Origin of the sequence: Gordonia sp. LUNF6, from assembly GCF_047041125.1 — a bacterium.
GTDB classification, from domain to species: Bacteria; Actinomycetota; Actinomycetes; order Mycobacteriales; family Mycobacteriaceae; genus Gordonia; species Gordonia sihwensis.
Genome location: NZ_CP178181.1, coordinates 217,693 through 242,351 on the forward strand (window position 1 = coordinate 217,693; position 24,659 = coordinate 242,351).

The 24,659-nt window shown below is 67.9% G+C and carries 23 protein-coding genes; 15 read left to right on the top strand and 8 right to left on the bottom strand.

Going from position 1 to position 24,659, the window contains the following annotated elements; all coding sequences use genetic code 11:
* The first annotated feature begins 197 nt into the window (after positions 1-197).
* Together ACK8HH_RS01035 and ACK8HH_RS01040 are read left to right on the top strand one after the other, a co-directional pair.
* Positions 198-2,528, top strand: coding sequence for a molybdopterin oxidoreductase family protein (locus ACK8HH_RS01035; protein ID WP_006897153.1), 2,331 nt, complete (start codon positions 198-200; stop codon positions 2,526-2,528).
* Positions 2,525-3,004, top strand: coding sequence for a hypothetical protein (locus tag ACK8HH_RS01040; protein ID WP_006897152.1), 480 nt, complete (start codon positions 2,525-2,527; stop codon positions 3,002-3,004). Before ACK8HH_RS01035 ends, ACK8HH_RS01040 begins: the two co-directional genes overlap by 4 nt.
* On the opposite strand, the gene ACK8HH_RS01045 is transcribed toward ACK8HH_RS01040, so the two are convergent.
* Together ACK8HH_RS01045 and serS are read right to left on the bottom strand one after the other, a co-directional pair.
* Entirely contained in the window at positions 2,967-3,851 is an 885-nt protein-coding gene (locus ACK8HH_RS01045; RefSeq protein WP_006897151.1) for a Rieske 2Fe-2S domain-containing protein, read from the bottom strand. The two genes, ACK8HH_RS01040 and ACK8HH_RS01045, sit on opposite strands and share 38 nt — an antisense overlap.
* Before the next feature lie 105 nt (positions 3,852-3,956).
* Positions 3,957-5,210 carry a serine--tRNA ligase gene (gene serS, locus ACK8HH_RS01050; protein WP_006897150.1) on the bottom strand — a complete coding sequence of 418 codons (1,254 nt, stop codon included), beginning with the start codon at positions 5,208-5,210 and terminating at the stop codon, positions 3,957-3,959.
* A gap of 80 nt (positions 5,211-5,290) precedes the next feature.
* Between serS and ACK8HH_RS01055 the strand changes: the two genes are divergently transcribed.
* Both ACK8HH_RS01055 and ACK8HH_RS01060 read left to right on the top strand, forming a co-directional pair.
* Positions 5,291-6,685 (top strand): septum formation family protein, encoded by a 1,395-nt coding sequence (locus ACK8HH_RS01055; protein WP_062367827.1) that lies wholly within the window; start codon positions 5,291-5,293, stop codon positions 6,683-6,685.
* Between the two features lies 1 nt (position 6,686).
* Entirely contained in the window at positions 6,687-7,037 is a 351-nt protein-coding gene (locus tag ACK8HH_RS01060; protein ID WP_006897148.1) for a metallopeptidase family protein, read from the top strand.
* Between the two features lie 24 nt (positions 7,038-7,061).
* Here the strand turns inward: ACK8HH_RS01060 and ACK8HH_RS01065 are convergent, their stop codons facing one another.
* Together ACK8HH_RS01065 and pheA are read right to left on the bottom strand one after the other, a co-directional pair.
* The gene (locus tag ACK8HH_RS01065) at positions 7,062-7,727 is read right to left on the bottom strand and encodes a histidine phosphatase family protein (protein ID WP_006897147.1); all 666 of its coding nucleotides are present in this window, start codon (positions 7,725-7,727) and stop codon (positions 7,062-7,064) included.
* A gap of 4 nt (positions 7,728-7,731) precedes the next feature.
* Positions 7,732-8,661: a prephenate dehydratase gene (pheA, locus tag ACK8HH_RS01070; RefSeq protein ID WP_006897146.1), complete on the bottom strand. Its 930-nt coding sequence runs from the start codon at positions 8,659-8,661 to the stop codon at positions 7,732-7,734.
* 114 nt (positions 8,662-8,775) lie between these two features.
* Between pheA and ACK8HH_RS01075 the strand changes: the two genes are divergently transcribed.
* Complete coding sequence (locus tag ACK8HH_RS01075; RefSeq protein WP_006897145.1) at positions 8,776-9,546, top strand: DUF2470 domain-containing protein; 771 nt, start codon at positions 8,776-8,778, stop codon at positions 9,544-9,546.
* 36 nt (positions 9,547-9,582) lie between these two features.
* A complete protein-coding gene (locus tag ACK8HH_RS01080) occupies positions 9,583-10,410 on the top strand; it encodes a CPBP family intramembrane glutamic endopeptidase (RefSeq protein ID WP_082781337.1) in 828 nt (275 codons plus the stop codon).
* 182 nt (positions 10,411-10,592) lie between these two features.
* Here the strand turns inward: ACK8HH_RS01080 and ACK8HH_RS01085 are convergent, their stop codons facing one another.
* From ACK8HH_RS01085 to ACK8HH_RS01095, 3 genes are all read right to left on the bottom strand, one after another.
* Complete coding sequence (locus ACK8HH_RS01085; RefSeq protein WP_062367829.1) at positions 10,593-11,231, bottom strand: TetR/AcrR family transcriptional regulator; 639 nt, start codon at positions 11,229-11,231, stop codon at positions 10,593-10,595.
* On the bottom strand, positions 11,218-12,795 hold the full coding sequence (locus ACK8HH_RS01090; protein ID WP_062367830.1) for an MBL fold metallo-hydrolase: 1,578 nt from the start codon (positions 12,793-12,795) through the stop codon (positions 11,218-11,220). The genes ACK8HH_RS01085 and ACK8HH_RS01090 overlap by 14 nt, the downstream gene beginning before the upstream one ends.
* A 98-nt stretch (positions 12,796-12,893) precedes the next feature.
* Positions 12,894-13,775: a helix-turn-helix domain-containing protein gene (locus ACK8HH_RS01095; protein WP_062367831.1), complete on the bottom strand. Its 882-nt coding sequence runs from the start codon at positions 13,773-13,775 to the stop codon at positions 12,894-12,896.
* A gap of 191 nt (positions 13,776-13,966) precedes the next feature.
* Here ACK8HH_RS01095 and ACK8HH_RS01100 point away from each other — a divergent pair, with 191 nt between their 5' ends.
* On the top strand, positions 13,967-14,827 hold the full coding sequence (locus ACK8HH_RS01100; RefSeq protein WP_006897140.1) for an SDR family oxidoreductase: 861 nt from the start codon (positions 13,967-13,969) through the stop codon (positions 14,825-14,827).
* A gap of 21 nt (positions 14,828-14,848) precedes the next feature.
* Here the strand turns inward: ACK8HH_RS01100 and ACK8HH_RS01105 are convergent, their stop codons facing one another.
* Complete coding sequence (locus tag ACK8HH_RS01105) at positions 14,849-15,433, bottom strand: TetR/AcrR family transcriptional regulator (RefSeq protein WP_006897139.1); 585 nt, start codon at positions 15,431-15,433, stop codon at positions 14,849-14,851.
* A 114-nt stretch (positions 15,434-15,547) separates the two neighbouring features.
* On the opposite strand from ACK8HH_RS01105, the gene ACK8HH_RS01110 reads away from it, so the two are divergent.
* The 8 genes from ACK8HH_RS01110 to ACK8HH_RS01145 all read left to right on the top strand — a co-directional run bounded on the left by ACK8HH_RS01110 (position 15,548) and on the right by ACK8HH_RS01145 (position 24,658).
* Positions 15,548-16,684 (top strand): acyl-CoA dehydrogenase family protein, encoded by a 1,137-nt coding sequence (locus ACK8HH_RS01110; protein ID WP_006897138.1) that lies wholly within the window; start codon positions 15,548-15,550, stop codon positions 16,682-16,684.
* A 69-nt stretch (positions 16,685-16,753) separates the two neighbouring features.
* Positions 16,754-17,527: a lysophospholipid acyltransferase family protein gene (locus tag ACK8HH_RS01115; protein ID WP_006897137.1), complete on the top strand. Its 774-nt coding sequence runs from the start codon at positions 16,754-16,756 to the stop codon at positions 17,525-17,527.
* Positions 17,528-17,529: 2 nt separating this feature from the next.
* Positions 17,530-18,300 (top strand): lysophospholipid acyltransferase family protein, encoded by a 771-nt coding sequence (locus ACK8HH_RS01120; RefSeq protein WP_412475471.1) that lies wholly within the window; start codon positions 17,530-17,532, stop codon positions 18,298-18,300.
* The gene (locus tag ACK8HH_RS01125) at positions 18,297-19,133 is read left to right on the top strand and encodes an HAD family hydrolase (protein WP_412475472.1); all 837 of its coding nucleotides are present in this window, start codon (positions 18,297-18,299) and stop codon (positions 19,131-19,133) included. Before ACK8HH_RS01120 ends, ACK8HH_RS01125 begins: the two co-directional genes overlap by 4 nt.
* 125 nt (positions 19,134-19,258) lie before the next feature.
* The gene (locus ACK8HH_RS01130; RefSeq protein WP_006897134.1) at positions 19,259-20,878 is read left to right on the top strand and encodes a SpoIID/LytB domain-containing protein; all 1,620 of its coding nucleotides are present in this window, start codon (positions 19,259-19,261) and stop codon (positions 20,876-20,878) included.
* A gap of 105 nt (positions 20,879-20,983) precedes the next feature.
* On the top strand, positions 20,984-22,186 hold the full coding sequence (glf, locus tag ACK8HH_RS01135) for a UDP-galactopyranose mutase (protein ID WP_062367833.1): 1,203 nt from the start codon (positions 20,984-20,986) through the stop codon (positions 22,184-22,186).
* Positions 22,183-24,084: a glycosyltransferase gene (locus tag ACK8HH_RS01140; RefSeq protein WP_062367834.1), complete on the top strand. Its 1,902-nt coding sequence runs from the start codon at positions 22,183-22,185 to the stop codon at positions 24,082-24,084. The genes glf and ACK8HH_RS01140 overlap by 4 nt, the downstream gene beginning before the upstream one ends.
* On the top strand, positions 24,065-24,658 hold the full coding sequence (locus ACK8HH_RS01145) for a phosphatase PAP2 family protein (RefSeq protein WP_006897131.1): 594 nt from the start codon (positions 24,065-24,067) through the stop codon (positions 24,656-24,658). Before ACK8HH_RS01140 ends, ACK8HH_RS01145 begins: the two co-directional genes overlap by 20 nt.
* Position 24,659: the final 1 nt, after the last annotated feature.

Sequence of the window (24,659 nt, forward strand, 5' to 3'; positions counted from 1 at the left end):
CGGTGGAGAACTTCACGGGGAATGCCCGCGGACCCCGGAGACGAAACATCCGTCGGCATCGGCTGTGCGGGCTCGTACGCCCACGTACGACCGCGAGAGCCTTCTCCTCGGGGAGTCGCGTCGAGATTCGCCGAGGTTTCAGAGCGGTTCGGTCGGGTACCCGCTGGGCAGCGACAGCGTTGTCAAGCAGGGGAGTGATGGCCGTGACCGACATCTGGGGGCCGCGCACCCCGTACAAGAGGGCCCAGATGTGGCCGCGACGGGTCGATACCGAGCTGGCGGCCGGCACGACGTCAGACGACGTGGACTGTTGGGTACCGACCGCGTCGGTTCTTCACTCGAATGGCGACGGCCTCGAGATCGCCGTCCGGAGAGGTCGGATCGTCGGAATCCGAGGCCGTGCCGACGACCGGATCAACCGCGGAAGGCTCGACGTCAAAGACCGCTACGGCTGGAAGGCCAACGCCTCCCCGGACCGGCTCAGCACGCCGATGGTGCGCAAGGACGGTGAACTCGTCCCCACCGACTGGGACACCGCGATGAGCCGGATCGCCGAACACGCCGAGGACCTGCTGAACTCCAGCGGCCCGAGTTCGATCGGGTTCTACACATCCGGCCAGCTGTTCCTCGAGGAGTACTACGCGCTGAGCGTGATCGCCCGCGCCGGGATCGGTACGAACCACCTCGACGGCAACACTCGCCTGTGCACCGCTACCGCCGGTGAAGCACTGAAGGAATCGTTCGGCAGTGACGGCCAACCCGGTACGTTGGCAGATGTCGACCATGCGGACGTCATCGCGCTTTTCGGGCACAACGTCGCGGAGACCCAGTCCGTCACCTGGATGCGGATACTCGACCGTCTCGCGGCTCCGGATCCGCCGAAGCTCCTCTGCGTCGACCCGCGGACAACCGCGGTCGCGCGACGGGCGAGCGTCCATCTGGCGCCGCTGCCCGGAACGAACCTCGCACTGATGAACGGTCTGTTGCGCGAACTCGTCGTCAACGGGTGGATCGACGACGAGTTCATCCGGGAACACACCGTCGGATTCGAGGACCTGTCCGACCTCGTCTCGCAGTACCCGCCGGAGCGAGTATCAGACATCTGCGGAGTCGGGGCCGACGACATCCGGCATGGGGCGAGGCTGATAGGCGAAGCCCAGAGACTGTTGTCGACGGTCCTGCAGGGGTTCTACCAGTCGCATCAAGCCACGGCGTCGGCGGTACAGGTCAACAACATCCACCTGCTCAGAGGAATGCTGGGACGTCCGGGCTGCGGCGTACTGCAGATGAACGGGCAGCCGACCGCACAGAACACCCGTGAGTGCGGCGCCGACGGCGACCTGGCCGGTTTTCGGAACTGGGCCAACCCCGCACACGTGAGAGAGCTCGCCTCGGTCTGGAACGTCGATGCGGCGACGATCCCGCATTTCGCGCCGCCGACCCACGCGATGCAGATCTTCCGGTACGCCGAGCAGGAATCGCTGAAGATGCTCTGGGTCTCCGCGACCAATCCCGCTGTCTCGATGCCGGAGCTGCGCCGGGTACGGTCGATCCTCTCGAAGGAGAGTCTGTTCCTGGTGGTGCAGGACATCTTCCTCACCGAGACCGGCATGCTCGCCGACGTGGTGCTGCCCGCGGCGGCGTGGGGCGAGAAGGTCGGTACCTTCACCAACGCGGACCGCACCGTGCACCTGTCGGAGAAGGCGGTGGACCCACCCGGAGGGGCCCGTGCGGATCTGGACATCTTTCTGGACTTCTCGCGACGGATGGACTTCCGTGACCGAGACGGCCGCCCGCTGACGCCGTGGTCGAACGCGGAGGCCGTGTTCGAAGCGTGGAAGCGGTGCAGCGCCGGCAGACTCTGCGATTACAGCGGCATGAGCTATGCGGGGCTGCGTGAGCAGGGCAGCGTGCAGTGGCCGTGCACGGACACCGCGCCCGGCGGCACGGCACGCCTCTATGCGGACGGTCGTTTCTGGACCGCGGCCGACGAGTGCGAGACGTACGGCAAGGACCTGATCACCGGATCTCCCGTCGACGCCACCCGGTACCGGGCGAACGATCCGAAAGGACGCGCGCTGATCAAGTCCGCAGACTATGAGACGCCGCACGAACCACCGTCGGCGCAATACCCTTTCGCCCTGATCACGGGGCGGACCGTCTACCACTTCCACACCCGAACCAAGACCGCCCGGGCACCGGAACTCAACGGTGCGGCCCCGGAGGTGTGGGTCGAGCTGTCAGCGGCAGATGCGGCCACCCACGGCATTCGCGACGGCGATCCGGTCGAGATCCGAAGTCCCCGCAGCACGGTGCGCGCCGCCGCACGGATCGCGGACATTCGACCGGGGGTGCTGTTTCTGCCCTTCCATTACGGCTATTGGGACGTGGAATCACCGGCAGCTCACGACCGGGCCGCCAACGAGCTGACGCTCACGGACTGGGATCCGGCGTCCAAGCAACCGATATTCAAAACCGCGGCCGCCGCCATCGCATTGCTCTCCAGGGAGAGCGAGGGGACGCGATGAAGAACCTGGGCCTCCTCCTTCGTGAACTCGAGCGCTCCGAACGACTTCTCGCCCTGGAGCTGGAATCGATCGCACGAGACCACCCGACCGACCCTGAGATCCACTATCTCGCTGCGGATCTCGCGGCCTGGTCGCGCAATCACGCCGGTGCCGTCAGATCGCTGGCCGTCGCTCGCGGCGTCGAGTCGGAGGCGACGTTCGACACTCAGGCCGCCGTCGGCCCGTCGAGTGTGTTCGAGACTCCGGCCCGAGAGCTCCCCGCGTCGCTTCTGCCGGTCGCCGAATTGTGCGGCGTCTGTCAACGGATCGCAGGGCTGACGATGCAGTGGGAGATCCTCGGCCAAGGCGCCGCCGCTACCAACGATTCCGAGTGCTCCGCGCTCGTCGATCAGTGTCTGTCACAAGCTGAGCGCCAGTTCGAATGGGCCAGGAATCTGGTCAGAACCCTCTCGCCGCAGGCACTGTCCGCCGGCTGACGCAGATCTCACCGCTGTCGATTCTCACCTGCCAGCGCGGCTCCGGCACCGCGGCCGGCCCTCGCTCGATGCCGCCGTCCGCGAGACGGAATGTACTGCCGTGCAGCGGACACACGAGGCACGGGCCGGAATCTTCATCGATCACCATCCCGTCGTCGAGCCGGCCCCCGGCGTGGATGCACGTGGCCGAGAGCGCATGGACGCGGCCGTCGACGAGCACGAGAACGACGGGCACCGCCGCGGCCTCGACACGCAGGGGTTTGCGTTCTTCGAGCTCGTGCAGCGCCGCCACTCGCGTCCACTCGGTGACCGCTGGTTCGAATGCGGTTCGGTTGACGCCGACGCCGCGGGCGAACGAGAGATGGCCGCCGAGGTACCCCGCCCCCGCCGTGAGGGCGAGACCTATCGTGCTCAGCGCCACCCCCGCCTTCGATCGCCCGCGCATCCGGGCCACCCATGAGCAGGCGTGCACACCCGTGGCCGCCAGGTTCATCACGCCGTGGACGAGGCCTATCCGCCGGTCGCCGCCGTACGAATCCGACCAATCGGAGGCTCCGGCCGCAGCGGCGGGCGCAGCGCTGAGCACACCGAGCGCGACCAGCCGCCTCGCGCCGTCCGCGTGACGAGTGCCGCCGAAGTAGTCGAGCGCGGACGCCATCGTCCAGGCGCCGATCGGCAGATCGGTCAGCACCGGATGCAGTTGATGGCCGAGTGCGCTGCCCGACAGTGCGTTCTTCACCGCATCGCGCCGAGTCACGCGGTGTACCGCACCGGCGAGCGGCGCTGCGGCCCGATCGGCCTCCTCGAACTCGCTGATGCGATCGATCAGTCTCTGTGGCACGTCCATCGACCCGAGGTCCTCTCTGGCGGTTTCATCCGTGCCGTCGGATACCCGGCGACGGCACGGATGAAACGGTTTCGAGGGCGCGGACGACGACGTCCGGAATGCCGACTACACCGGTCGGATGTGTTCCACCCCGACGAACCGCGCGAGTTCCTCGGGAAGGCGAACCGAACCGTCCGGCTGCTGGTGGTTCTCGAGGATGGCGACCAGCCACCGGGTGGTCGCGAGGGTGCCGTTGAGGGTCGCCGCGATCTGAGGCTTGCCGTTCTCGTCCCGGTAGCGGACAGAGAGTCGTCGTGCCTGGAAGGTGGTGCAGTTGGACGTGGAGGTGAGTTCGCGGTACGTGCCCTGCGTCGGAACCCATGCCTCGCAGTCGAACTTGCGGGCGGCCGAGCTGCCCAGGTCCCCGCCTGCCACGTCGATGACTCGGTACGGCACGTCGATCGCCGCGAGCATGTCCTTCTCCCAGCCCAGAATCCGCTGGTGCTCGGCCTCGGCGTCCTCCGGCTTGCAGTAGATGAAGCCCTCCACCTTGTCGAACTGGTGCACGCGGATGATGCCGCGGGTGTCCTTGCCGTACGACCCCGCCTCGCGGCGGAAGCAGGTGGACCAGCCCGCGTAACGCTTCGGTCCGCCGGAGAGGTCGAGGATCTCGTCCTTGTGGTACCCGGCGAGAGGCACCTCCGACGTGCCGACGAGGTACAGGTCGTCCTCGTCGAGGTGGTAGATCTCGTCGCTGTGCGCGCCCAGGAAGCCGGTGCCGCCCATGATCTCCGGTTTCACCAGGACCGGCGGGATCATCAGCGTGAAACCGTTGGCGGTCGCCTTCGCCGCGGCCATGTTGAGCAGACCGAGCTGCAGCATCGCGCCCAGACCGGTGAGGAAGTAGAACCGCGAACCCGACACCTTGACACCGCGGGCCATGTCGATGAGGCCGAGGCTCTCTCCGAGTTCGAGATGGTCCTTCGGGTCGTCGATGGCGCGCGGTTCACCGACGTGTTCGAGGACGAGGTAATCGTCCTCGCCACCGGCCGGGGCATCGGTGATGATGTTCGAGATGGCGCGGTGCGCGGCCTGCGACGCGGAGTCGGCGTCGTTCTGCTTCGCGACGGCGGCCTTCACCTGCTCGGCCAGTTCCTTGCCCTTGGCGAGCAGAGCGGTCTTCTCGTCTCCGGATGCCTTGCCGACGAGTTTGCCGAGCGACTTCTGCTCCGCGCGCAGGGCGTCGGCTTCGGCGATCGCCGAGCGCCGTGCCGCGTCCGCCTCCAGGAGCTGGTCGACGAGTCCGGGATCCTCGCCGCGGGCACGCTGGGAGGCACGTACAAGGTCGGGGTTCTCACGCACGATCTTCAGGTCGATCACACGTTGAACCCTACTCGGAACACGAGGCGAGCAACGACCAGGCATGATGGAACGCGATGACTTCGAAGAGGGATCAACCGATGCATGACGGCCGCGGCGACGACGAGGCCCGCCCCGTCGTCGACGGCGATGCCGACGTGTGGGGGCCGGTCGGTGCCGTCGAAGGCGATGAGCAGGCGACCGCAGAGCTCCCGGAGATCGGCGGGGAGGCGGAGCCGACGGCCGGACTCGACGACTACGACGCGGAGGTCGAGGACGACGTCGAGGAGTGGGGCGTCGAACCGGAGGACGCCTACGACTACGGCGACGACGGATACGGCGACGACGACTACGGTGACGACGGAGAGCGCGATGGGGACGACGGGGGGCCCGAGCCCGCCGACGGCCGCGAGCCGGCCGACTCCCGCAACCGGATGCCGAAGAACTCGTTGCGGCTGGTGCTCGGGGCCGTGCTCGTCGGTGCGCTCGCCGCGGGCGGAGTGATGCTCGGAACCGGTGTCTTCGACGACGTCGGCGATGTCGGCTCGTCGGTCATCGGTGAGGGATCGCCCGCGCAGGAGAACGACTTCACCCGATCCGAGGCGGGCGACTGCCTCACCTGGAGCGCCGACACACCCGGCGAGCCGAGCGCGGTGGCGTGCGAGTCGCCGCATCGGTTCGAAGTGGCCGGTGTGCTCGACACCTCCGCGTTCCCGAGCTCCGAGTTCTCCTCGGAGGCACCGTGGCCCGGACCGGAGCGCTTCGCCGCGATCCGCGATGAGAGCTGCGGCGTGATCGTCGACCGCTACCTGGGCGGTGGACTGGATCCGCAGGGCCGGCTCTCGCCCGGACTGATGTTCCCGTCGAAGGTGGAGTGGGAACGCGGCGTGCGCAGTCTGCGCTGCGGAATCGAACAACCCGGTGCCGGCGGCGGCCAGGAGGAGTTCACCGGCCGCGTCCGCGATGTGGACCAGTCGTTCGCATGGCCCGACGGCACCTGCATCGGCATCGACAAGACCACCCGCAAGGCCACCAGCAGCGTCGTGAACTGCGCCGAACCCCACGCCTTCCAGGTGACCGGCACCGTGGACCTGTCCCAGCGCTTCGGGGGCCGCAACTCCGGCAAGCCGTGGCCCAGCGTCGCGGATCAGAACGACTACCTGAAGACGATCTGCCCGACGCAGACGAACAGGTTCTTCGGCGGCGCGCAGAAGTTCAAGGCGACCACGCTCAACGTGCAGTGGTCGGTGATCTCCGAGGTGAGCTGGCTGACGGGAAGCCGGCGTGTGGTCTGCTACGCGGCGCTGCCCGACCGCGGCGGCTTCGCGACCCTGGTCGGCGACGCCCGCGGCGGACCGGACACGCTGCTCATCAACGGCGGCAGTCCGAAGCCGGTCGACGTCGGCCCGCCGGGACGGTCGGTGGGCGAGCCCGTGCCACTGCCTCCCGGTTACACGCCGAACGACGCGCAGCTTCCCGCGCCGGCAGGCGGCTGACATGCCGCTGCGGATGTCGGAGCGAGAGTTCGAGAACCTCGTCGGCGATGCGCTCGACCTCCTCCCCGAGGAGCTGATGCACGCCATGTCGAACGTCGTGATCCTGGTGCGTCCGCACAACGAGGACGATCCCGGCATCCTGGGCCTGTACACGGGTGTGGCGCTCACCGAGCGGACCACCGAGTACAGCGGCTTCCTGCCCGACACGATCGAGATCTATCGCGAGCCGCTCCTCGCGATGTGCCATTCGGCCGAGCAACTGCGCCGAGAGGTCGCGATCACCGTGCTGCACGAGGTGGGGCACCATTTCGGTATCAGCGACGAGTGGCTGCACGCCAACGGTTGGGGCTGACCGGATCAGGCCGTCGGGGCCGGGTCAGCCCATCGGATCCTCGTAGCCGGGTGCGGTATCCGAACCGTCGGCGTCCGGCAGTGCGGCTTCGCCCCATCGGTGGCAGACCCACAGATCGCCGGTGAACTCCAACTCCACCGAACCGGTGTTGTTCAGGTAGTTCTTCATGGCGAATTCCGGGTCGAGCCGCGTCAGGTGTGCGGCGATCAGCCGGATCGCCGCACCGTGGGAGACCAAGTACACGTCCCGCTGATTCGCGCCGGTGAGGTACCGCGACGCCAGATCGTCGATGATCGGCAGATAGCGGTCGTGAAGCATCTCCAGCGACTCGCCACCGGGCAGCCGGGCGTCGAGGTCGCCCCGGTGCCAGCGCACGACGATCTCGTGGAACTGCTCATGCGCCTCGCGGTCGCTGCGCCCCTCGAGGTCGCCGACCTGGATCTCGTGAACGCCTTCCACGGTCTCGGTGGACGAGTCCCACACCGATCCGATCAGTTCCGCGGTCTGCTGCGCCCGATTGGCGACAGAGTTCACCAGCACCGCCGAGTCGGTCAGCGGGTGTTCGAGCCCGAACCGCACGCCCTGTCGCGCGCCGAAATCGGTCAGCGACGCGCCGGGAAGTGCGGTGTCGAGACGTTTGAGCACGTTGGACGTGGTCTCGCCGTGCCGGACCAGGTGAAGCCTTGCCATGTCTTTAGAGTTCTCCAGAAAGAAGACGGTGGAACCACTCGCGTGACTCGGTGTGGTCGGGCGGTGTCGCGGCCGTGGTCACGGCCAACTGCGGGTCGACCGGCCACGATCCGAGAAAGACCACACGTTCGGCACTGCGGTGCAGGGCGCGGAGCGCCTCGCCGACCGCAGCGTCCCGAACGTGGCCTCGCGCGTCGAGATAGAAACGGTACTGTCCGGGGCCGACCGGCCGCGATTCGATACGGGTCAGGTCGATGCCGCGCATCGCGAACTCGTTCATCGCCGCGACCAGGCTTCCGGGCGTGTTCGGAAGGTCCAGAATCACCGACGTGCGGTCTGCTCCCGTCGGTTCCGGCGGCGGCCCCGCAGGCCCCAGCAGCAGGAACCGGGTGACGGCGTCGTCGGAGTCGGCGACGCCGTCGGCCAGCGTCGCCAGCTCATGCATCCGCGCCGCGGCGGCCGTGGTCACGGCGGCGTCGGCGCGACCCTCGGCCACGTCGCGCGCTGCGCCCGAATTGGAGGTGGCGACGACCACCTCGGCCCGCGGGAACAGCTCTTCGATGCTGCGGCGGACCTGACCCGCGGCCACCGGATACGCCGCGACGGTCCGCACGTCGGCGGGGTCCATGGGCGTTGCCGCGGCGACGGTGAAGGAGATGTCGAGAGCCGCCTCCGCGTACGCCTGGACGCGCGGGAGGCCGGCGCTCGGCGACAGGGCGTCCATCGTGGCCGGGACCGCTCCCTCGAGCGAACTCTCGATGGGGACGCAGCCGAAGTCCGCGCCCCCGCTGCGGATCAGATCGATGACGGCCGGCGGATTGCTCACCGCGATCTTGGTCGCCGTCGATGCCTCGCCGCGTCGGCGCAGGACGGCATCGAGCGCCATCTCGGTGAACGTGCCGGCGGGGCCGAAGTAAGCGTAGACGGGCACCATTTCACAGTAGTCGAGAGAAACCGGCCGTGCGGCCGGGGCGTTGACGGCGAAAAGCCCTCAGGTTAGGTTAGGTGAGCATAAGTTAGGCTTAGCTAATTAGACCGTTTCCTGGAGGTGGACGTGAACACGATCCTCGCGCCGTGCGATGCCGAACTGATCCAGACGGCCTGCCGTCGTGCTCATTCGGGAACGCTGTCGGTCAGTGCGCCGGACTGTGCGGCGACCGAGCCGAAGGGGTGCGATTCGGTCGGGATGGTCCATCTGTTCGAAAGCGACGCCTTTCTCCTGGTTCCCGACGAGACGCCGGCGCTGCGCCTGGTCCGCGAGGGCGGAGACGTCACGGCGATGGTCGAGGTCATCGACGTCGCACCGGTCAGGATGCGCGAGCGGGTGCGGTCGCTGATCTGGTTGTCGGGCACGCTTCACGAGGTGCCCGCACGGCTCGAGCGCGACCTGGCGGTGGAGATCGCCGGTGACCACCCGGACGAGAAGCTGCTCGACGTGGGCCACGGATACAGCCTCATGCGAATGGCGCTCGAGTCGGCTGTCATCGCGACGTCGACCGGGGCGGGCGGCGTCGACGTGGACGCGCTCGCCGCCGCGAGTCCGGATCTGTTCTGGGAGTTCGAGAACGACTGGCTGGTGCACCTGGACGCCGATCACCAGGACCTCATCTGCCAACTCGCTCAGCGCTTGCCCGACCACGTCCGAGGCGGGCGCGCCCGGCCGCTGCGCCTGGACCGGTTCGGCATCACCTTCCGCGTGGAGGTCGGCAATCGCGATGAAGACGTGCGGATGCCGTTCGCCCGCCCGGTCTCCCGCATCCCGGAACTGTCCGCGGCGATTCACTCGCTGGCCCTGCATCCCTGCTTCGGCGAGGACTGAACGCATCGCCTCAGTGCTGCCGCTACCGTTGGAGCGGTGAGTTCTGAGGCGGGCGGCATCCGCGGACTTCTGCGGGCTTTCGTCCACCCGCCCGCGCCTGCCGTGGGACGCGTCGACGACCGCCGCGAACGGCGTGCGATCGTCGTCGAACTGATCCTCGTCGGCGTTCTCACCTTCGGGTTCTCGGCCGTGTACGCGGTGCTGTCGTTGGCGGAGAACGCTCTCACCGCGGGCATCGGCGACACGACGGTCGCCCTCAACCCGGTGAGCTCGTCGGTGGCCGCGATCGACGTGATCCGTCAGTCGATGAGCGTGGTCCGCCTGCTGGCGATCGGTGGGTTGGGCGCGTACCTGCTGTGGCGCAGCGGAATCGGCCTTCGGCGGATCGGCCTCGGGCGGCCCGTGCGTGCGGATGTGCCGCCCGCCGCAGTCCTGGCGGCGATCATCGGACTGCCCGGTCTGGCGCTGGTCGCGTTCTCTCAGGCGATGGGCTGGAATTCGCAGCTCGTGGCGGCGCCGGACGACGGTCTGTGGTGGCGGATCCCGGTTCTGGCGATGAAGGCGTTCGGCAACGGGTTCGCCGAGGAGGTCGTCGTGGTCGGCTACTTCATGACCCGGCTACGGCAGTTGGGCGTCGGAGAGCGGGGTGCGCTGGCGTCGTCCGCGCTTCTGCGCGGCGGCTACCACCTGTACCAGGGCATCGGGGCCGGTGCGGGCAACCTCGTGATGGGTCTGGTGTACGGACGCTGGTATCAGGCGACGGGGCGGCTCTGGCCGCTGGTCCTGGCGCACGCGCTGATCGACACCGTGGCCTTCATCGGTTATGCGGTCCTGGTCGCGACCGGTGTGCTGAATCCGTCCTGACCTGCGGCAAGAGAAAGCGCGGCGCAGTTTGCGGATTCTCCCCCAAACCGGCGCCGCGCCCTCCGGCGATCCGAGCAGCTCCCTCCCAAGAGCCCCGATTCCACCCGGACCGAGCACGCGGTGTGAGACTCTAGCGTCTCAGAACCTGTGCCAAAGCTATCACGGTTAACCGGCTGTGTGCACTAGTCAGTGCGGTCGATTGCGATGTGAACGAGTATGTCCGACAGCAGATCTACGATCTCCGACCGGTCCGGACGCTCCTGTGCCGTCCCCCAGCGGTGAACGACCGAGGTCAGCGCGCCGATGAAGGCAGTCGCGGCGTAGTCGACGTCTTTTCGCGTGGTTCCCGGGATCGTTGAAATCGTGTCGGCGATGAACCGCGCCCATGTCACACGACCGGCGAGACGACGCCGTTCCACTTCGGCGGAGACGCCGACGACCTCGATGAAGGAGCATCGGATAGCTCGCGAATCGGTCGCGATCGTGTCGATGTAGGCGCTCATCGCCGCGCGCGCCGCCTCGCGGGGATTCGTCTCCCCGAGCGCCCGCACCGCGTCGACGACAGTCTTGCGTGCGTGTTCCTGGATCTTGTCGTAGACCTCGGCGAGCAACGCCTCCCGGCTCGAGTACTCCTCGTAGAACTGTCTCCGCGACAATCCGGCCTCGGCGCACAGCGCCGAGACCGTGACGGAGGAGAAGCCGAGGGTGCCGAACAGCTCGAGGCCGGCCTCCTGGAACCGTTCCCGCCGCTCAGCCCTCCGCTCGGCCAGTGAACGGCCGGCATAGCACCGGCTGGGGGCGTCCGGACTAGGGCTCGGCACGCTGTGCTCGCAGCTCGTGTCCCTTCGACGTCAGGCAGCGCCCGCTCGCCAGATCCCACTGCCAGCCGTGCAGGTTGCACGTGAGCTTCTCGCCCTCGATCACGCCGAACTTGCTCAGATCGGCCTTCAGGTGCGGGCAGCGGCGCTGGATCTCCCACCCGTCGAGCTCGATGGACGCCGAGTCGTCGTGCGCCTCGGAGAACCAGCCGTCGGCGTAGGCGATGCGCTCATCGGTGAGGCACTTGAAGAAGGTGTACAGGTACTCGTTGTATCCGCCGATCCGCCAGGTGGTGAACCGGGTCGAGAGGAAGATGGTGTTCACCCAGTCGGGTTCGTCGTCGCGCAGCACCGTGCGCACCAACTCGGGGGCGATCCGGAATCCGTACCGGTACTTGCCGTCGCCGTCCTCGCGCATCCGCACCGTTCGCTTGGGGAAGTCGAGCACGTACGTCTCTTCTCCCACCACCAGACCGACGGGGTAGCCGATGCCGTCGCAGATCAGGTCCGACTGCTTCATGATCGGCTCGAACTTCTCGCGCAGCGGTTCCAGGAGCGACGGTCCGTCGGGCGAGGCCCAGGTGGCCTTCTGCGCGGCGATGACCGGAGCGAACTTCTCCTTCATCGCCTCCAGGTAGGCCTTCTTGTTCTCGCCGAAAACCGTCTCCGGGGGATACGGGTGCACGATCTCGCGAAGTTCGTCTCCCGCGAAGTCGGCCGCCGACCCGGAGACCATCATCAGTCCGCGGTGTTTGACCCCGTCGTCGGTGCCGTGCGTGCGCATCTGTTCCAGGAACTCCGCCTGATCGGGGAAGATGCTGGCCTTGTCGGCATCGCTGCCGGTGTTGAAATCGTTGAGACCGAACAGGTCGTCGTCCAGGAACATCGGCGGCCCGGCCGACGGGACCACCCACGTGGCACCGACCTGCTCGATGTACGAGCGTGCGCGGTCCATGCCGCGCTGGCGCTTCTGCATCGCGAAGTTGGCCTTCGACTTGCGGGGGATGTCGTAGACCATCGGGTACCAGATGGCGCCGGAGTACTGCAGCAGGTGCACATCGACGCGGCCGAACTCGTCGGCGATCACGTCGAGATCGATCGGGCGGGCGTCGTTCATGTTGAAACAGACGGTCTCGCCGTCGTCGACCACCAGACCGGAGTCGCCGATGGGGCCGTCGGCGGGCGCGCGGAGCGCGATGATCATGATGTCCAGATCGCCCTTGGGTCCCGAGACGGTGTGCTTCGTGGAGTCCTGCGTCTCGACGAACTTCGTGAAGCCGAGGCGTTCGAGCTCGCGGCGCAGATCCGGCACCGGGTAGTCCGGCAGCAGCACGGTCGCGTCCTTGTTCACGTTCTCGAGCAGGTTCTGCTCGTCGTAGTGGTCGCGGTGCAGGTGCGAGACGTACAGGTAGTCGCAGTCGCCGAGCGCCTTCCAGTCCAGATCGGAGTTGTCGGGGAAGGGCACCCAGGAGGCGAAGTACGCGGGGTTGACCCAGGGATCGCAGAGAATCGATCCGGCTGCGGTCTGGATGTGGAATCCGGCGTGGCCGATGCTGGTGATCTGCACGGGGTGCTGCCTTTCGGGTGGCGCAGGGGCTGTTGTTCCAGGGTATCGCCGAGCACGGTCGGCGGTGGGGGCAGATCGTCGCGCCGTGACCGGCGTCGCTATCGCGGATCGGCGCGCATCAGGTCAAGTGCGAAGCCGACGTACAACTGTGCCACCCGCTCCGGCGACAACGGGCCGCCCGGTCGCCACCAGCCGGAGATCGCCGTGCACATGGTCACGACCGCGCGCGAGGCCTCGTGCGGATGGTCCGGGTGGAACCGCCCCGCGCGCACGGCGGCGTCGACCTCCTCGTCCACCATGTGCTGCAGATCGGTGCGGCGTCCGGCGATCCGGCGCCGATTCTCCGGATCGAGACTGCGCAGTTCGCTGGTGCCGATGAACGCGAGCTCGCGCCGGTAGGTGTGCAGCAATGCCAGATGCTCCACCAGGAAGCAGAAGCGTTCGACGGGGTTCCGGCCGTCCGCGCGGGCGACGGCGCCGCGGTCGGTCGCCGCGCTGACGGCGAGCTCCTGCAGCGTCATCAGGATGTGCTGCTTGTTCTCATACCTGGTGTAGAGAGCCGAGACCGTGCTTCCGCACCGGTTCGCGATGCTGCGGATGGTCGCGCCGTGGTATCCCACTTCGACGATCTCGTCGAGCGCTGCGGCGAGAACGGGATCGAGGACGAGTGGGCGGTACCGTCGCCAGTCGCCGTCGTCGGGCAGGATGCCGCCGGCTGTGGGCGGCCCCGGAGCCGGCGGTTCGGGGACTTCGGGGCACAGGAGCGCCGCCGGCGGAAGTCCGAGTGCGTCGGCGATCCGGGCGAGCCGAGCCACGCGAAGCCCGGATCGCCCGTTCTCGATCAAGCTGAGCGTGGCCGTGCTGACGCCGACCGCCGCGGCGAGATCGCGGAGAGTCCGCCGCTGAGCTAGGCGTGCCGCTCGGATCCGCGATCCCAGCTCGGCTTCGATAGTGGCGGCCGACGCCGAATCATCGTTCATGGATTTAAGGATACTAAATCTGCCGTGTGCGATCGGAGCGGTTCACGAAAGGACTGACGGTCTGTTTTAACGGGCTTGAAGTGCGTGGATCGGGCTATTGACGGAACGCGTCCGAGCCTTCTACGTTCGGATCGAATACGAACGATCGATCTGGGCCGTCACGGCTCGGATCGGTGGACAGGAAGGCGACCATGACCGAGACGGGTTCACTGCGCGGCAAGACGCTCATCATCTCCGGCGGCAGCCGCGGCATCGGCGAGGCTGTCGCGATTCGCGCGGCGCGCGACGGCGCGAACATCGCGCTGCTCGCCAAGACGGCCGAGCCGCACCCGAAGCTCCCCGGGACCATCTACACCGCGGCCGCGGCGATCGAGGAGGCCGGCGGGCGGGCGTTGCCGATCGTGGGCGACGTCCGCGACGACGAGTCCGTCGCCGGCGCCGTGGCGCAGACGGTGGAGCGGTTCGGCGGCATAGACATCGTGGTCAACAACGCATCGGCGATCGATCTCACCGCCACCGACGACATCCCTATGAAGAAGTACGACCTCATGCAGGACATCAACGCGCGCGGCACGTTCGCACTCTCGAAGGCGGCGATCGAGCACCTGCGGAAGTCGGAGAACCCGCACATCCTGACCTTCTCGCCCCCGGTGGACCTCGCGCCCGAATGGTTCGATCAGGTCGGGGCGGCGTACACCGTGTCGAAGTTCGGCATGACCATCCTGACGCTCGGCTTCGCGCGGGAGCTCGCCGCGGACGGCATCGCCGCGAACACGTTGTGGCCCCGGACCTCGATCGCGACCGCGGCGGTCCGCAATCTCCTCAGCGAGGAGATGCTCCGGGGTGCGCGCAGTGCCGACATCATGAGCGACGCCGCGTACGCGGTCCTGACCAAGCCCGCGGCGGAGTTCACCGGCCGGTGCCTGATCGACGACGACGTGCTCGCCGCGGAGGGGATCACCGACTTCGAGCCGTACCGGGCCGAACCCGGCACCGGACCGCTCGAGTTGGACTTCTGGATGCGATGGCCGGACCGGTCGCCTGGGCGCTGACCTGGCCGCGGATGATCCGGGTCAGGCGCTGATCCCCGCTGTGAGGAGCGCCGCCAATTCGCGGTAGGCGCCGGCGTCGTCGAGGCCCGTGGCCGCGCGCACGTCGCCCTGCTGGATCCGGACCATCGCGGTCGCGGCCAGGTCGGCGGCGAAAGCCGCGTGCACGTCCCGGAACTGGCCGGTGGCGACGCCCTCGTCGATCAGCTCCCGCACGCGCGCCGCCGCGATCCGGGTGTTCTGCTCGTACGCCTCTCTCGCCGGAGCGAAGGCGGCGAGATCGGTCATGAACGCAGGCGAGGCCCCGCCGAGTGCGTCGCCCACCGCCTCCAGATAGGCGGTGATCTTCTCGCGCGGCGACGCGGCCTCCGCTACGGCGGCCTCGACGTCGTCGGTGGCCCGGCGGAAGAAGTGGATGGTGGTCGCGCGGACCAGTTCGCCCTTGCTGGCGGCGAGCGTGTAGAGCGTCGACTTGGAGCACCGCAGGCGCCCGGCGATGGCGTCGAGGGTGAAGTGGGCGAAGCCCTCCTCGAGGAACATCGCGAGCAACTCGTCGAACAACTGCGAGCGGCGTCGCGTGGCGAAGTCGGGATCGGTCGGCGCGGACATGGGTTCGATAGTACTGACCAGGGGTACTGCTCCTTGTCTTGTAGTACTGCCGGCCCGGCAGTACTCTGAAACCGTTCCCAGTACTGTTCGCTTTCGAATCCCGAGGAGTCCGACGTGCCCGTCGACCGCCTGCTGCCGACCGAAGAAGCCCGCGATCTGATCGACCTGACGCGCGACATCGCGGACAAGGTGCTCGCTCCGATCGTCGACGAGCACGAGAAGGCGGAGAAGTATCCGGAGGGCGTGTTCGCGAAGCTCGGCGAGGCGGGGCTGCTCAGCCTCCCGTATCCCGAGGAGTGGGGCGGCGGAGGCCAACCGTACGAGGTGTACCTGCAGGTACTCGAGGAGATCGCGGCGCGCTGGGCGGCGGTCGGCGTCGCAGTGAGCGTGCACAGCCTGGCATGTCATCCGCTGTTCGCCTTCGGCACCCGGGAACAGCAGGAACGCTGGCTTCCGGAGATGCTCGGCGGGGCGAGCATCGGTGCGTACAGTCTGTCCGAACCGCAGGCCGGATCCGATGCCGCGGCCCTGGCATGCCGCGCGGAGGCGGTCGGCGACGACTACCGGATCACCGGCGAGAAGGCGTGGATCACCCACGGCGGCGTCGCGGACTTCTACAACCTGTTCGCCCGGACCGGCGAGGGGTCCAAGGGAATCTCCTGCTTCCTCGTGGCGGACGGCACGGAGGGCCTCAGCTTCGGGCGCCCCGAGGAGAAGATGGGCCTGGCCGCCGTGCCGACCACCTCCGCCCGGTACGACGGTGCGCTGGTGCCGGCCGAGCGCCGGATCGGTGCGGAGGGCCAGGGACTCCAGATCGCCTTCAGTGCGTTGGACTCGGGACGCCTCGGCATCGCGGCGGTCGCGACCGGCATCGCACAGGCGGCCCTCGACGAAGCGGTGGCCTACGCCAAGGAGCGCGAGACCTTCGGCCGCAAGATCATCGACCACCAGGGGCTCGGCTTCCTGCTCGCGGACATGGCCGCGGCCGTCGACTCGGCGAGGGCGACGTACTTGGACGCGGCACGGCGCCGAGACGCCGGACTGCCGTATTCGCGCAATGCGTCGGTGGCCAAGTTGGTGGCGACGGATGCGGCGATGAAGGTGACCACCGACGCGGTCCAGGTGTTCGGAGGCAACGGCTACACGCGCGACTTCCGGGTGGAGCGATTCATGCGCGAAGCGAAGATCACTCAGATCTTCGAGGGCACCAACCAGATCCAGCGGCTGGTGATCAGTCGATCGCTCGCATGAGCGCGGGAGCCGGCGACGACGCCTCGCGGAGTCCTGCGGTGTCGGAGCCGGTGACTAAGCTCTGTTGACATGGAACCCGTGTACGCCGGAGTCGTGTCCACCGCCCGTCTGCTCTGGCTCGCCCAGGGCTTGAAGTTCGATATCTCCGGTGTGGAGAACATGCCGGCCCACGGTCCCGGGGTGGTGGCCATCAACCACACCGGCTACCTCGACTTCACCTTCGCGGGCATTCCCGCATTCCTGCAGAAGCCGCGGCGGTACGTCCGCTTCATGGCCAAGAAAGAGGTCTTCGACAACGCCGTCGGCGGACCGATCATGCGGTCCCTGAAGCACATCCCGGTCGATCGCGCCAACGGTGCGCAGAGTTATCGCGACGCCGTCGACTACCTCAAGCGCGGTGAGTTGGTCGGCGTCTACCCGGAGGCGACGATCAGCCGGAGCTTCGAACTCAAGGAGTTCAAGTCCGGAGCGGCGCGGATGTCGCTGGAGTCGGGCGCGCCCATCATCCCGACCATCATCTGGGGAGCGCAGCGGATCTGGACCAAGGGACATCCGCGGCAGCTCGGCCGGACCGGATTCAAGATCATGGTCGGGGTCGGCGAGCCCCTGAGGCCGGAGGGCACGCCGGAGGAACTGACTCAGCGGTTGTTCGACTCCATGCGGGCCAAGCTCACCGAACTGCAGGACGGCTACGGCGAGTACCCGGCGGGTGAGTTCTGGGTGCCCGCGGCGCGCGGCGGCGGTGCCCCCACGCTCGAGGAGGCCAACGCGATGGACCGCGCGGATGCCGAGGCCAAGGCGGCGAAGAGGGCTCGGCGCGAGGCGTCCGGAGATGCGGACTGACGATGGAGCCGGTCTATCGAACCCTCGAGGGGATCGCCGGATCGATCATGCTGGCGCAGGGGGTTCGGCGTCGCTACTTCGGCCTCGAGAACGTTCCCGCCGCGGGCGGGGGTGTCGTGGTGATCAACCACACCAGCTACGTGGACTTCATTCCGGCCGGTCTGGGGCTCCACCGGCGCGGTCGACGCGGGCGGTACCTCATCAAGTCCGAAGTGATGGACCTGGGCATCATGAGATTTCTCGTCAAACACGCCAGGGCGGTGCCGGTGGACCGTTCAGCGGGCGGGGACGCATATCGATCCGCCGTCGACGCGCTTCGCGGCGGTGAACTCATCGTCGTGTACCCCGAGTCGACGGTCAGCCGCAGCTTCGAACTCAAGGAGTTCAAGTCGGGAGCTGTGCGGATGGCGGCCGAGGCCGGCGTACCCGTGATCCCGACGATCGTCTGGGGCGCACAGCGGCAATGGACCAAGGGCGCCAAGCGCCGGATCGGATTCCATCGCATCCCGATCGACGTCGAGTTCGGTGCGCCGATGACCTTCTCCGCCGACGAGGATCCCGCCGTGGGCACGGCCCGACTGCGCGAGACGATGACCGTCCTTCTGCACCGGGCGCAGGACCGGTACCCGGAGGCGCCCGCCGGTGCCGATTGGTTGCCGGAGAGACTCGGCGGCAGTGCGCCGACACCCGCGGAGGCACTGGTGATCGAGGACGCGGAAGCAGCGGAGAAGGCGCGACGTCGCGCAGCCAAACGGGGGAGCCGATCCGAATGACCACCGACTCGCCGACTCCGACGATGATCGCCTCGGACGTCGACGGCACCCTGATCGACGACGACAACCGGATCTCCGGCCGCACGGTCTCGGTGCTGCGCCGCGCCCGTGAGCGCGGCGTCGAACTGGTTCTGGCTACCGGTCGCCCGCCACGCTGGATTCCCGAGATCACCGATCAACTCGCGGACACCCCCGCCGCCGTGCGCTACGCGGTCTGTGCCAACGGCGCCATCGTGTACGACGTCGCCGCCGACACGGTGCTGCACGCCGCGACCCTCGAACCGGGCGCACTCGCTCGGATCGCCGAGATCTGCGCGGACGTACTGCCGGGATGCGGGCTCGCCGCGGAGCGGGCCGGAGGCTCCGCCTACGACACCGCGACGCCGCCGTTCGTCGCGACGCCGGGCTACGAACACGCCTGGCTCAATCCCGATCACGTCTATGTGAGCCAGGACGAGGTCGCCGCGTCGCCTGCGGTCAAGCTGCTGGCACGAATGCCGAGCATGTCCTCGCGCGCGATGGCGGAGGCGGTGGCGCCGCGCGTCGGCGACCTGGCGGAGATCACCTTCTCGATCGACACCGGCCTGATCGAGTTCTCACTGGCCGGAACGCACAAGGCCGCAGGGCTCGCGTGGCTCGTGGAGCATTCGGACGTCGACGGACGGGCACCGATAGCGTTCGGCGACATGCCCAACGACGCCGAGATGCTGCGGTGGGCGGCGCACGGCGTGGCGATGGGGCACGGCGATCCGGCAGCGGCGGAGGCGGCCGACGAAGTGACTTCGTCGAACCTCGACGACGGTGTCGCCCAGGTCCTCGAACGCTGGTTCTAAAAGCGTGACTCGGTTGTGACCGTCTGAACTTGTCGTGTCCGCAGTCTGGTCACTACTGTCACAGGAGTCCCACTAGTCACACGGGCCACACGCATGCAGTGGTCCCGCCATAAGGGGTTGTGCAGTTGCCGAATGTTCGACCGAGCCGAGCCAAGAAGCGAACTCTGACCTTCGCTGCCCTGGGCCTGGCGCCCGCGTTGCTCGCGGGTGGTCTGGTCGTCGGCGGCACCGACGTGTTCTCCTCCGACGGGGTCGCCCTGGCGGCGAACACGCCGATCGTCCTCGACGGGCACGGGCACGGGCACGGACGCGGTCTGGGCCAGTGGGGTGCGTACGGCTACGCGAAGCAGGGGTGGTCGGCGGATCAGATCCTCCGGCACTACTACGGAAACACAGTCGCGGGGAAGGTGAGCACCCCCGACGTCACGGTCTCGCTGAGCGAGAAGGCGTCGGTCGGTGTTCATGCGGCTGCCGGAATGCGCGTAGGCACGCAGACGGTCGCTCCCGGGCAGGCGGTCAGCCTGTCCGGGGGTACGGCCACGATTACCGACGGCTGCGGCGGCGCCGTCGTCAGCACTGTTCCGGCCACGCAGGTGGACCCGATCAACCCGGGGACCAACCGGCCGGACCAGGAACTGCTGACCTTCTGCAACGGGGGCGACAAGTACCGCGGCTCCATCGGCATCGGTCCGGGCGGCGTCTACAACAAGCTGCACGTGGACGACTACGTCAAGGGTGTGATCCCCAAGGAGTCGATGCCGTCCTGGGGTGACACCGGCGGATTCGAGGCCCTCAAGGCGCAGGCGGTCGCGGCGCGCTCCTATGTGTTGGCCGGACTGGCCGCGGGTCGCAAGATCGACAACACCCAGGCGTCCCAGATGTATCACGGCGCCTCCGGCGAGGATCCCCGGACCAGCCGGGCCGCCGACGCCACCGCCGGGCAGATCCGGTTGCTGAACGGCAAACCCGCTCTCACCGAGTTCTCGGCCTCCACCGGCGGGTACACCGCGGGCGGACTCTTCCCGGCCGTCCGCGATGCGGGCGACTCCATCGCACCCGACCACTCGTGGTCCGCGACCGTCAGCGCGTCGAGCATCGGCTCCGCGTTCGGCGTCGGGTCGCTCAAGAGCTTCGAGGTGATCGAGGCCAACGGTCTCGGCGAAGGCGGCGGCCGCGTCGTCAAGGTCCGGGTGACCGGCACCGGCGGAACGGTGGAGGCCTCGGGCAACGACGCGCGGGTCAAGCTGCAACTGAAATCGGACTGGTTCTCCGTGCGGGGCCAGAAATCGATGCCGAAGATCGTCAAGCCGCAGGTGGGACCGGACTCGCCGGGAGGGGGACTGCTCGACCTCAGCCCGCTGGGCGCCGTCCTCAACCAGATCGTGCCCGGGCTGTCGGCGGTGGGACTGCCCGACGTGACCGGCATCGTGGGCGAGGTCACCCCGATGCTGGAGAAACTGGTCACCGAGGGACTCAAGCAGCTCACCGCGAAGCAGGTGGATCTGAAGCAGGTGAATCTGGAGCGCAGCGACAACTCGCAGGGCTCCACGGGCACCGTCGCCAAACCGGAACTGCTCACCGACGGCAAGGGACTGCCGGGTCTGGTGCAGGTGCTGGAGAACGGCGTCATCTACTTCAGCCCGCTCACCGGCGTGCACGCGCTGATGGGCCAGTCGCTGACCGACTTCCTGAACGCGGGCGGCCTCGCCGCGCTCGGTTTCCCCACGCGGGACGGCCTGGGCTGACGGTTCTCACGGCCTCTTTCACGGACGAATCTCACACCGCCGGGCGGGCCGTCGCGCGTGCTCGCTGCGGGAATACTCAGGATCGGTCCGATAGGCTGAACAGTCGTGACGAACAACAGCACCTACGACTTGATCGTGGTCGGCTCGGGTTTCTACGGCTTGACCGTCGCCGAACGCGCAGCGACGCAACTGGGGAAGCGAGTGCTCGTCGTCGAACGGCGTGACCACATCGGTGGCAATGCGTACTCGGAGGCGGAGCCGGAGACCGGCATCGAGATCCACAAGTACGGCGCGCACCTGTTCCACACGTCCAACGAGCGTGTGTGGGAGTACGTCAACCAGTTCACCGACTTCACCGGCTACCAGCATCGAGTCTTCGCGATGCACAACGGCCAGGCCTACCAGTTCCCGATGGGCTTGGGCCTGGTGTCCCAGTTCTTCGGCCGCTACTTCACCCCCGACGAGGCGCGTGCGCTGATCGCCGAACAGGCGTCCGAGGTCGACACCGATGCGGCGGCGAACTTCGAGGAGAAGGCGATCAGCCTGATCGGCCGTCCCCTCTACGAGGCATTCATCAAGCACTACACCGCCAAGCAGTGGGAGACCGATCCGAAGAACCTCCCGGCGGGCAACATCACCCGTCTGCCGGTCCGTTACAACTTCGACAACCGCTACTTCAACGACACCTACGAGGGTCTGCCGGTGGACGGCTACACCGCGTGGCTGGAGAACATGGCGGCCGATGAGCGCATCGAGGTGCGGTTGTCGACCGACTGGTTCGACGTCCGCGACGAGCTGCGCGCCGCGAGTCCCGACGCACCCGTCGTCTACACCGGCCCGCTGGACCGCTACTTCGACTACTCGGCGGGCCGGCTCGGCTGGCGCACGCTCGATTTCGAGCTCGAGGTGGTGCCGACCGGCGATTTCCAGGGCACCCCGGTGATGAACTACAACGATGCCGACGTGCCGTTCACGCGGATCCACGAGTTCCGCCACTTCCACCCGGAGCGGAAGAGCTATCCGACCGACAAGACCGTCATCATGCGGGAGTACGGCCGCTTCGCCAAGGACGACGACGAGCCCTATTACCCGATCAACACCCCGGACGATCGCGCCATGGTGAACGCCTACCGCGAATTGGCGAAAGCCGAGGCGGCCTCGTCCAAGGTGCTCTTCGGCGGTCGCCTCGGCACCTACCAGTACCTGGACATGCACATGGCCATCGCCAGCGCGCTGACCATGTTCGACAACACGCTGGCGCCGCACCTGCGCGACGGTGCGCCGCTGGCCGAGGGAGCGGCCCGATGACTCAGGCACAGCAATCCGGAGCGGTCAGCCTGCTTCAGCGCGTGATCTTCCCGCGTCCCGGTGAACCGCTGGACGTTCGGTCGCTGTACCTCGTGGAGTCGCCGAGCAACGCCTCGCGCGCCCACGCGCCCGACCGCACCAGCGTGCGGCTCGGCGCCGATTCGGAGATCAGCTTCGCGACCTACTTCAACGCCTTCGCCGCCTCGTACTGGCGCCGCTGGAGCGTCCTGGACTCGGTGGTCCTGCGCGTCGAGGTGCGCGGAAATGCGCGCGTGGACCTCTACCGATCCAAGATCGACGGCTCCCGTATCGCGATCGGCGGCGATCTGGTTCCGCTCGGGGACGACGGGACCGGCGTGTTCGAGTTTCAGACCGACCTCGGCCCGTTCGAGGACGGCGGCTGGATCTGGTTCGACATCACCACCGACACGGACACCGAGATCCTCTCGGCCGGGTGGTATGCACCGATCGAGCCCGCACAGGCCGGCACCGACCGCGTCACCGTGGGCATTCCGACCTTCAACCGCCCGGCCGACGCGGTCGCGGCATTGAGCGCGCTGACCTCGGACCCGATGGTCGACGCCGTGATCGACGCCGTCCTGATGCCCGACCAGGGCACCCGCAAGGTGGTCGACGAGGACGGCTACTCGGCCGCCGCCGAGCGCCTCGGTGATCGTCTGCACATCTTCGACCAGGGCAATCTCGGTGGGTCGGGCGGCTACGCGCGCATCATGTACGAGGCGTTGCGGCTCACCGACAGCCCGTACATCCTGTACATGGACGACGACATCATGATCGAGCCGGACTCGATCCTGCGTGCGCTCGCGATGTCGCGCTTCGCCAAGTCGCCGATGTTGGTCGGCGGTCAGATGCTGAACCTGCAGGATCGCAGCCATCTGCACTGCATGGGGGAGGTGATCGACCGCAACCGGTTCATGTGGACCGCCGCTCCGTTCGTCGAGTACGACCACAATTTCGCCGAGTATCCGCTCAGCGATCGCGAGAACTCCAAGAACCTGCACCGGCGCATCGACGTCGAGGGCAACGGCTGGTGGATGTGCATGATCCCCCGCGAGGTCGCGGAGACCATCGGCCTGCCGATGCCCCTGTTCATCAAGTGGGACGACTGGGAGTTCGCGCTCCGTGCCGAGCGGGCGGGCTATCCGACCGCGACCATCCCGGGCATCGCCATCTGGCATATGGCGTGGAGCGACAAGGACGACGCCATCGACTGGCAGGCGTACTTCCATCTGCGCAACCGCCTGGTGGTCGCGTCGATCTACACCGACGGCTCCATCGACGGCATCCTCAAGTCGATGGCCAAGGCCACCGCGAAGCACCTCCTGTGCCTGGAGTACTCCACGGTCGCCATCCAGAACGAGGCGATCCGCGACTTCCTCGCCGGGCCGGAGCACATCCGGTCGCTGCTGCCCACCGCCCTGGGCAAGGTGGCGCAGATCCGCAAGGGCTACCCCGACGCGGTGGTGCTTCCCTCGGCCACCGACCTGCCGACCGCCACTGGGGAGGCCACGGCGCTGGGCGCAGACGTCCCCACCGGCCCGGTCGCGAAGGTGAAGGCACTCGCCGCGGCGGTCGTGAACAACGTGCGCCCGGCCGATCCCCGGCATCACAGCGTCCCGCAGGCCAATTATCCGCCCATCGAGGCGCGCTGGTTCTCGCTCGGCCGGGTCGACGGCGTCACCGTCACCACCGCCGACGGTCGCGGGGTGGTCTACCGCCAGCGTGATCGCGACAAGATGCTGTCGTTGGCAAGGGAGTCGGCGGCTCTCGTCAAGCGTTTGCGCGATGAGTTCGACGCGAAGCGGGACGAGTACCGCGCCGCACATGACGATCTGGTGAGCAAGGAGAGCTGGGCCCGTGTCTTCGGAATCGATTGATCAGATCGCCGCGCCGGAACCCGCGACCGGCGAGGCGGCGATGCTGGTGGCCGTTCAGTCGGCGATCGCCGACCGGCCCGGCGTGCTCTCCGGCGCACGCGGACTCTCGCATTTCGGAGAGCACTCGCTGGGCTGGCTGGCGCTCGCCGGGGCCGGCGCCTACGCCGCGCACCGACGTGGCGACGAGGTCGCGCGCCGCCGCTACCTGGAAGCCGGTGCCGGCGCATTCGTGGCGCATGCCGCGTCCGTGGTGATCAAGCGCGTGGTGCGCCGCAGGCGTCCGAGCCACCCCGACATCCGCGTCGGCGTCGGGACCCCCAGCAGGCTGAGTTTCCCGTCCAGTCACGCCACGTCCACCACCGCTGCGGCGATTCTGCTGGGGCGGGCCGCGGGCAGTCCCGTCGCGCAGGTGCTGGTGCCCGCCGCGGTGGTTCCGCCGATGCTGCTTTCGCGTCTGGTTCTGGGTGTCCATTACCCTTCCGATGTGGCCGCCGGCGCTCTTGTCGGTGCAGTGACCGCGGGAGCGGTGATCGCCGCCGATGCACAATCCCGCAACCGAGACTCGAGCAAGTGAG

Bases quoted from the DNA above. Each gene is read 5' to 3' on its own strand.
- pheA (WP_006897146.1), bottom strand. From the start codon at position 8,661: ATGGTGCCCGTCTACGCTTACTTCGGCCCCGCCGGCACGTTCACCGAG.
- ACK8HH_RS01035 (WP_006897153.1), top strand. From the start codon at position 198: ATGGCCGTGACCGACATCTGGGGGCCGCGCACCCCGTACAAGAGGGCC.
- ACK8HH_RS01045 (WP_006897151.1), bottom strand. From the start codon at position 3,851: ATGGACGTGCCACAGAGACTGATCGATCGCATCAGCGAGTTCGAGGAG.
- ACK8HH_RS01065 (WP_006897147.1), bottom strand. From the start codon at position 7,727: ATGGCAAGGCTTCACCTGGTCCGGCACGGCGAGACCACGTCCAACGTG.
- ACK8HH_RS01055 (WP_062367827.1), top strand. From the start codon at position 5,291: ATGCATGACGGCCGCGGCGACGACGAGGCCCGCCCCGTCGTCGACGGC.
- ACK8HH_RS01105 (WP_006897139.1), bottom strand. From the start codon at position 15,433: ATGTCCGCGCCGACCGATCCCGACTTCGCCACGCGACGCCGCTCGCAG.
- ACK8HH_RS01125 (WP_412475472.1), top strand. From the start codon at position 18,297: ATGACCACCGACTCGCCGACTCCGACGATGATCGCCTCGGACGTCGAC.
- ACK8HH_RS01100 (WP_006897140.1), top strand. From the start codon at position 13,967: ATGACCGAGACGGGTTCACTGCGCGGCAAGACGCTCATCATCTCCGGC.
- ACK8HH_RS01140 (WP_062367834.1), top strand. From the start codon at position 22,183: ATGACTCAGGCACAGCAATCCGGAGCGGTCAGCCTGCTTCAGCGCGTG.
- ACK8HH_RS01040 (WP_006897152.1), top strand. From the start codon at position 2,525: ATGAAGAACCTGGGCCTCCTCCTTCGTGAACTCGAGCGCTCCGAACGA.
- ACK8HH_RS01120 (WP_412475471.1), top strand. From the start codon at position 17,530: ATGGAGCCGGTCTATCGAACCCTCGAGGGGATCGCCGGATCGATCATG.
- ACK8HH_RS01095 (WP_062367831.1), bottom strand. From the start codon at position 13,775: ATGAACGATGATTCGGCGTCGGCCGCCACTATCGAAGCCGAGCTGGGA.
- ACK8HH_RS01115 (WP_006897137.1), top strand. From the start codon at position 16,754: ATGGAACCCGTGTACGCCGGAGTCGTGTCCACCGCCCGTCTGCTCTGG.
- ACK8HH_RS01060 (WP_006897148.1), top strand. From the start codon at position 6,687: ATGCCGCTGCGGATGTCGGAGCGAGAGTTCGAGAACCTCGTCGGCGAT.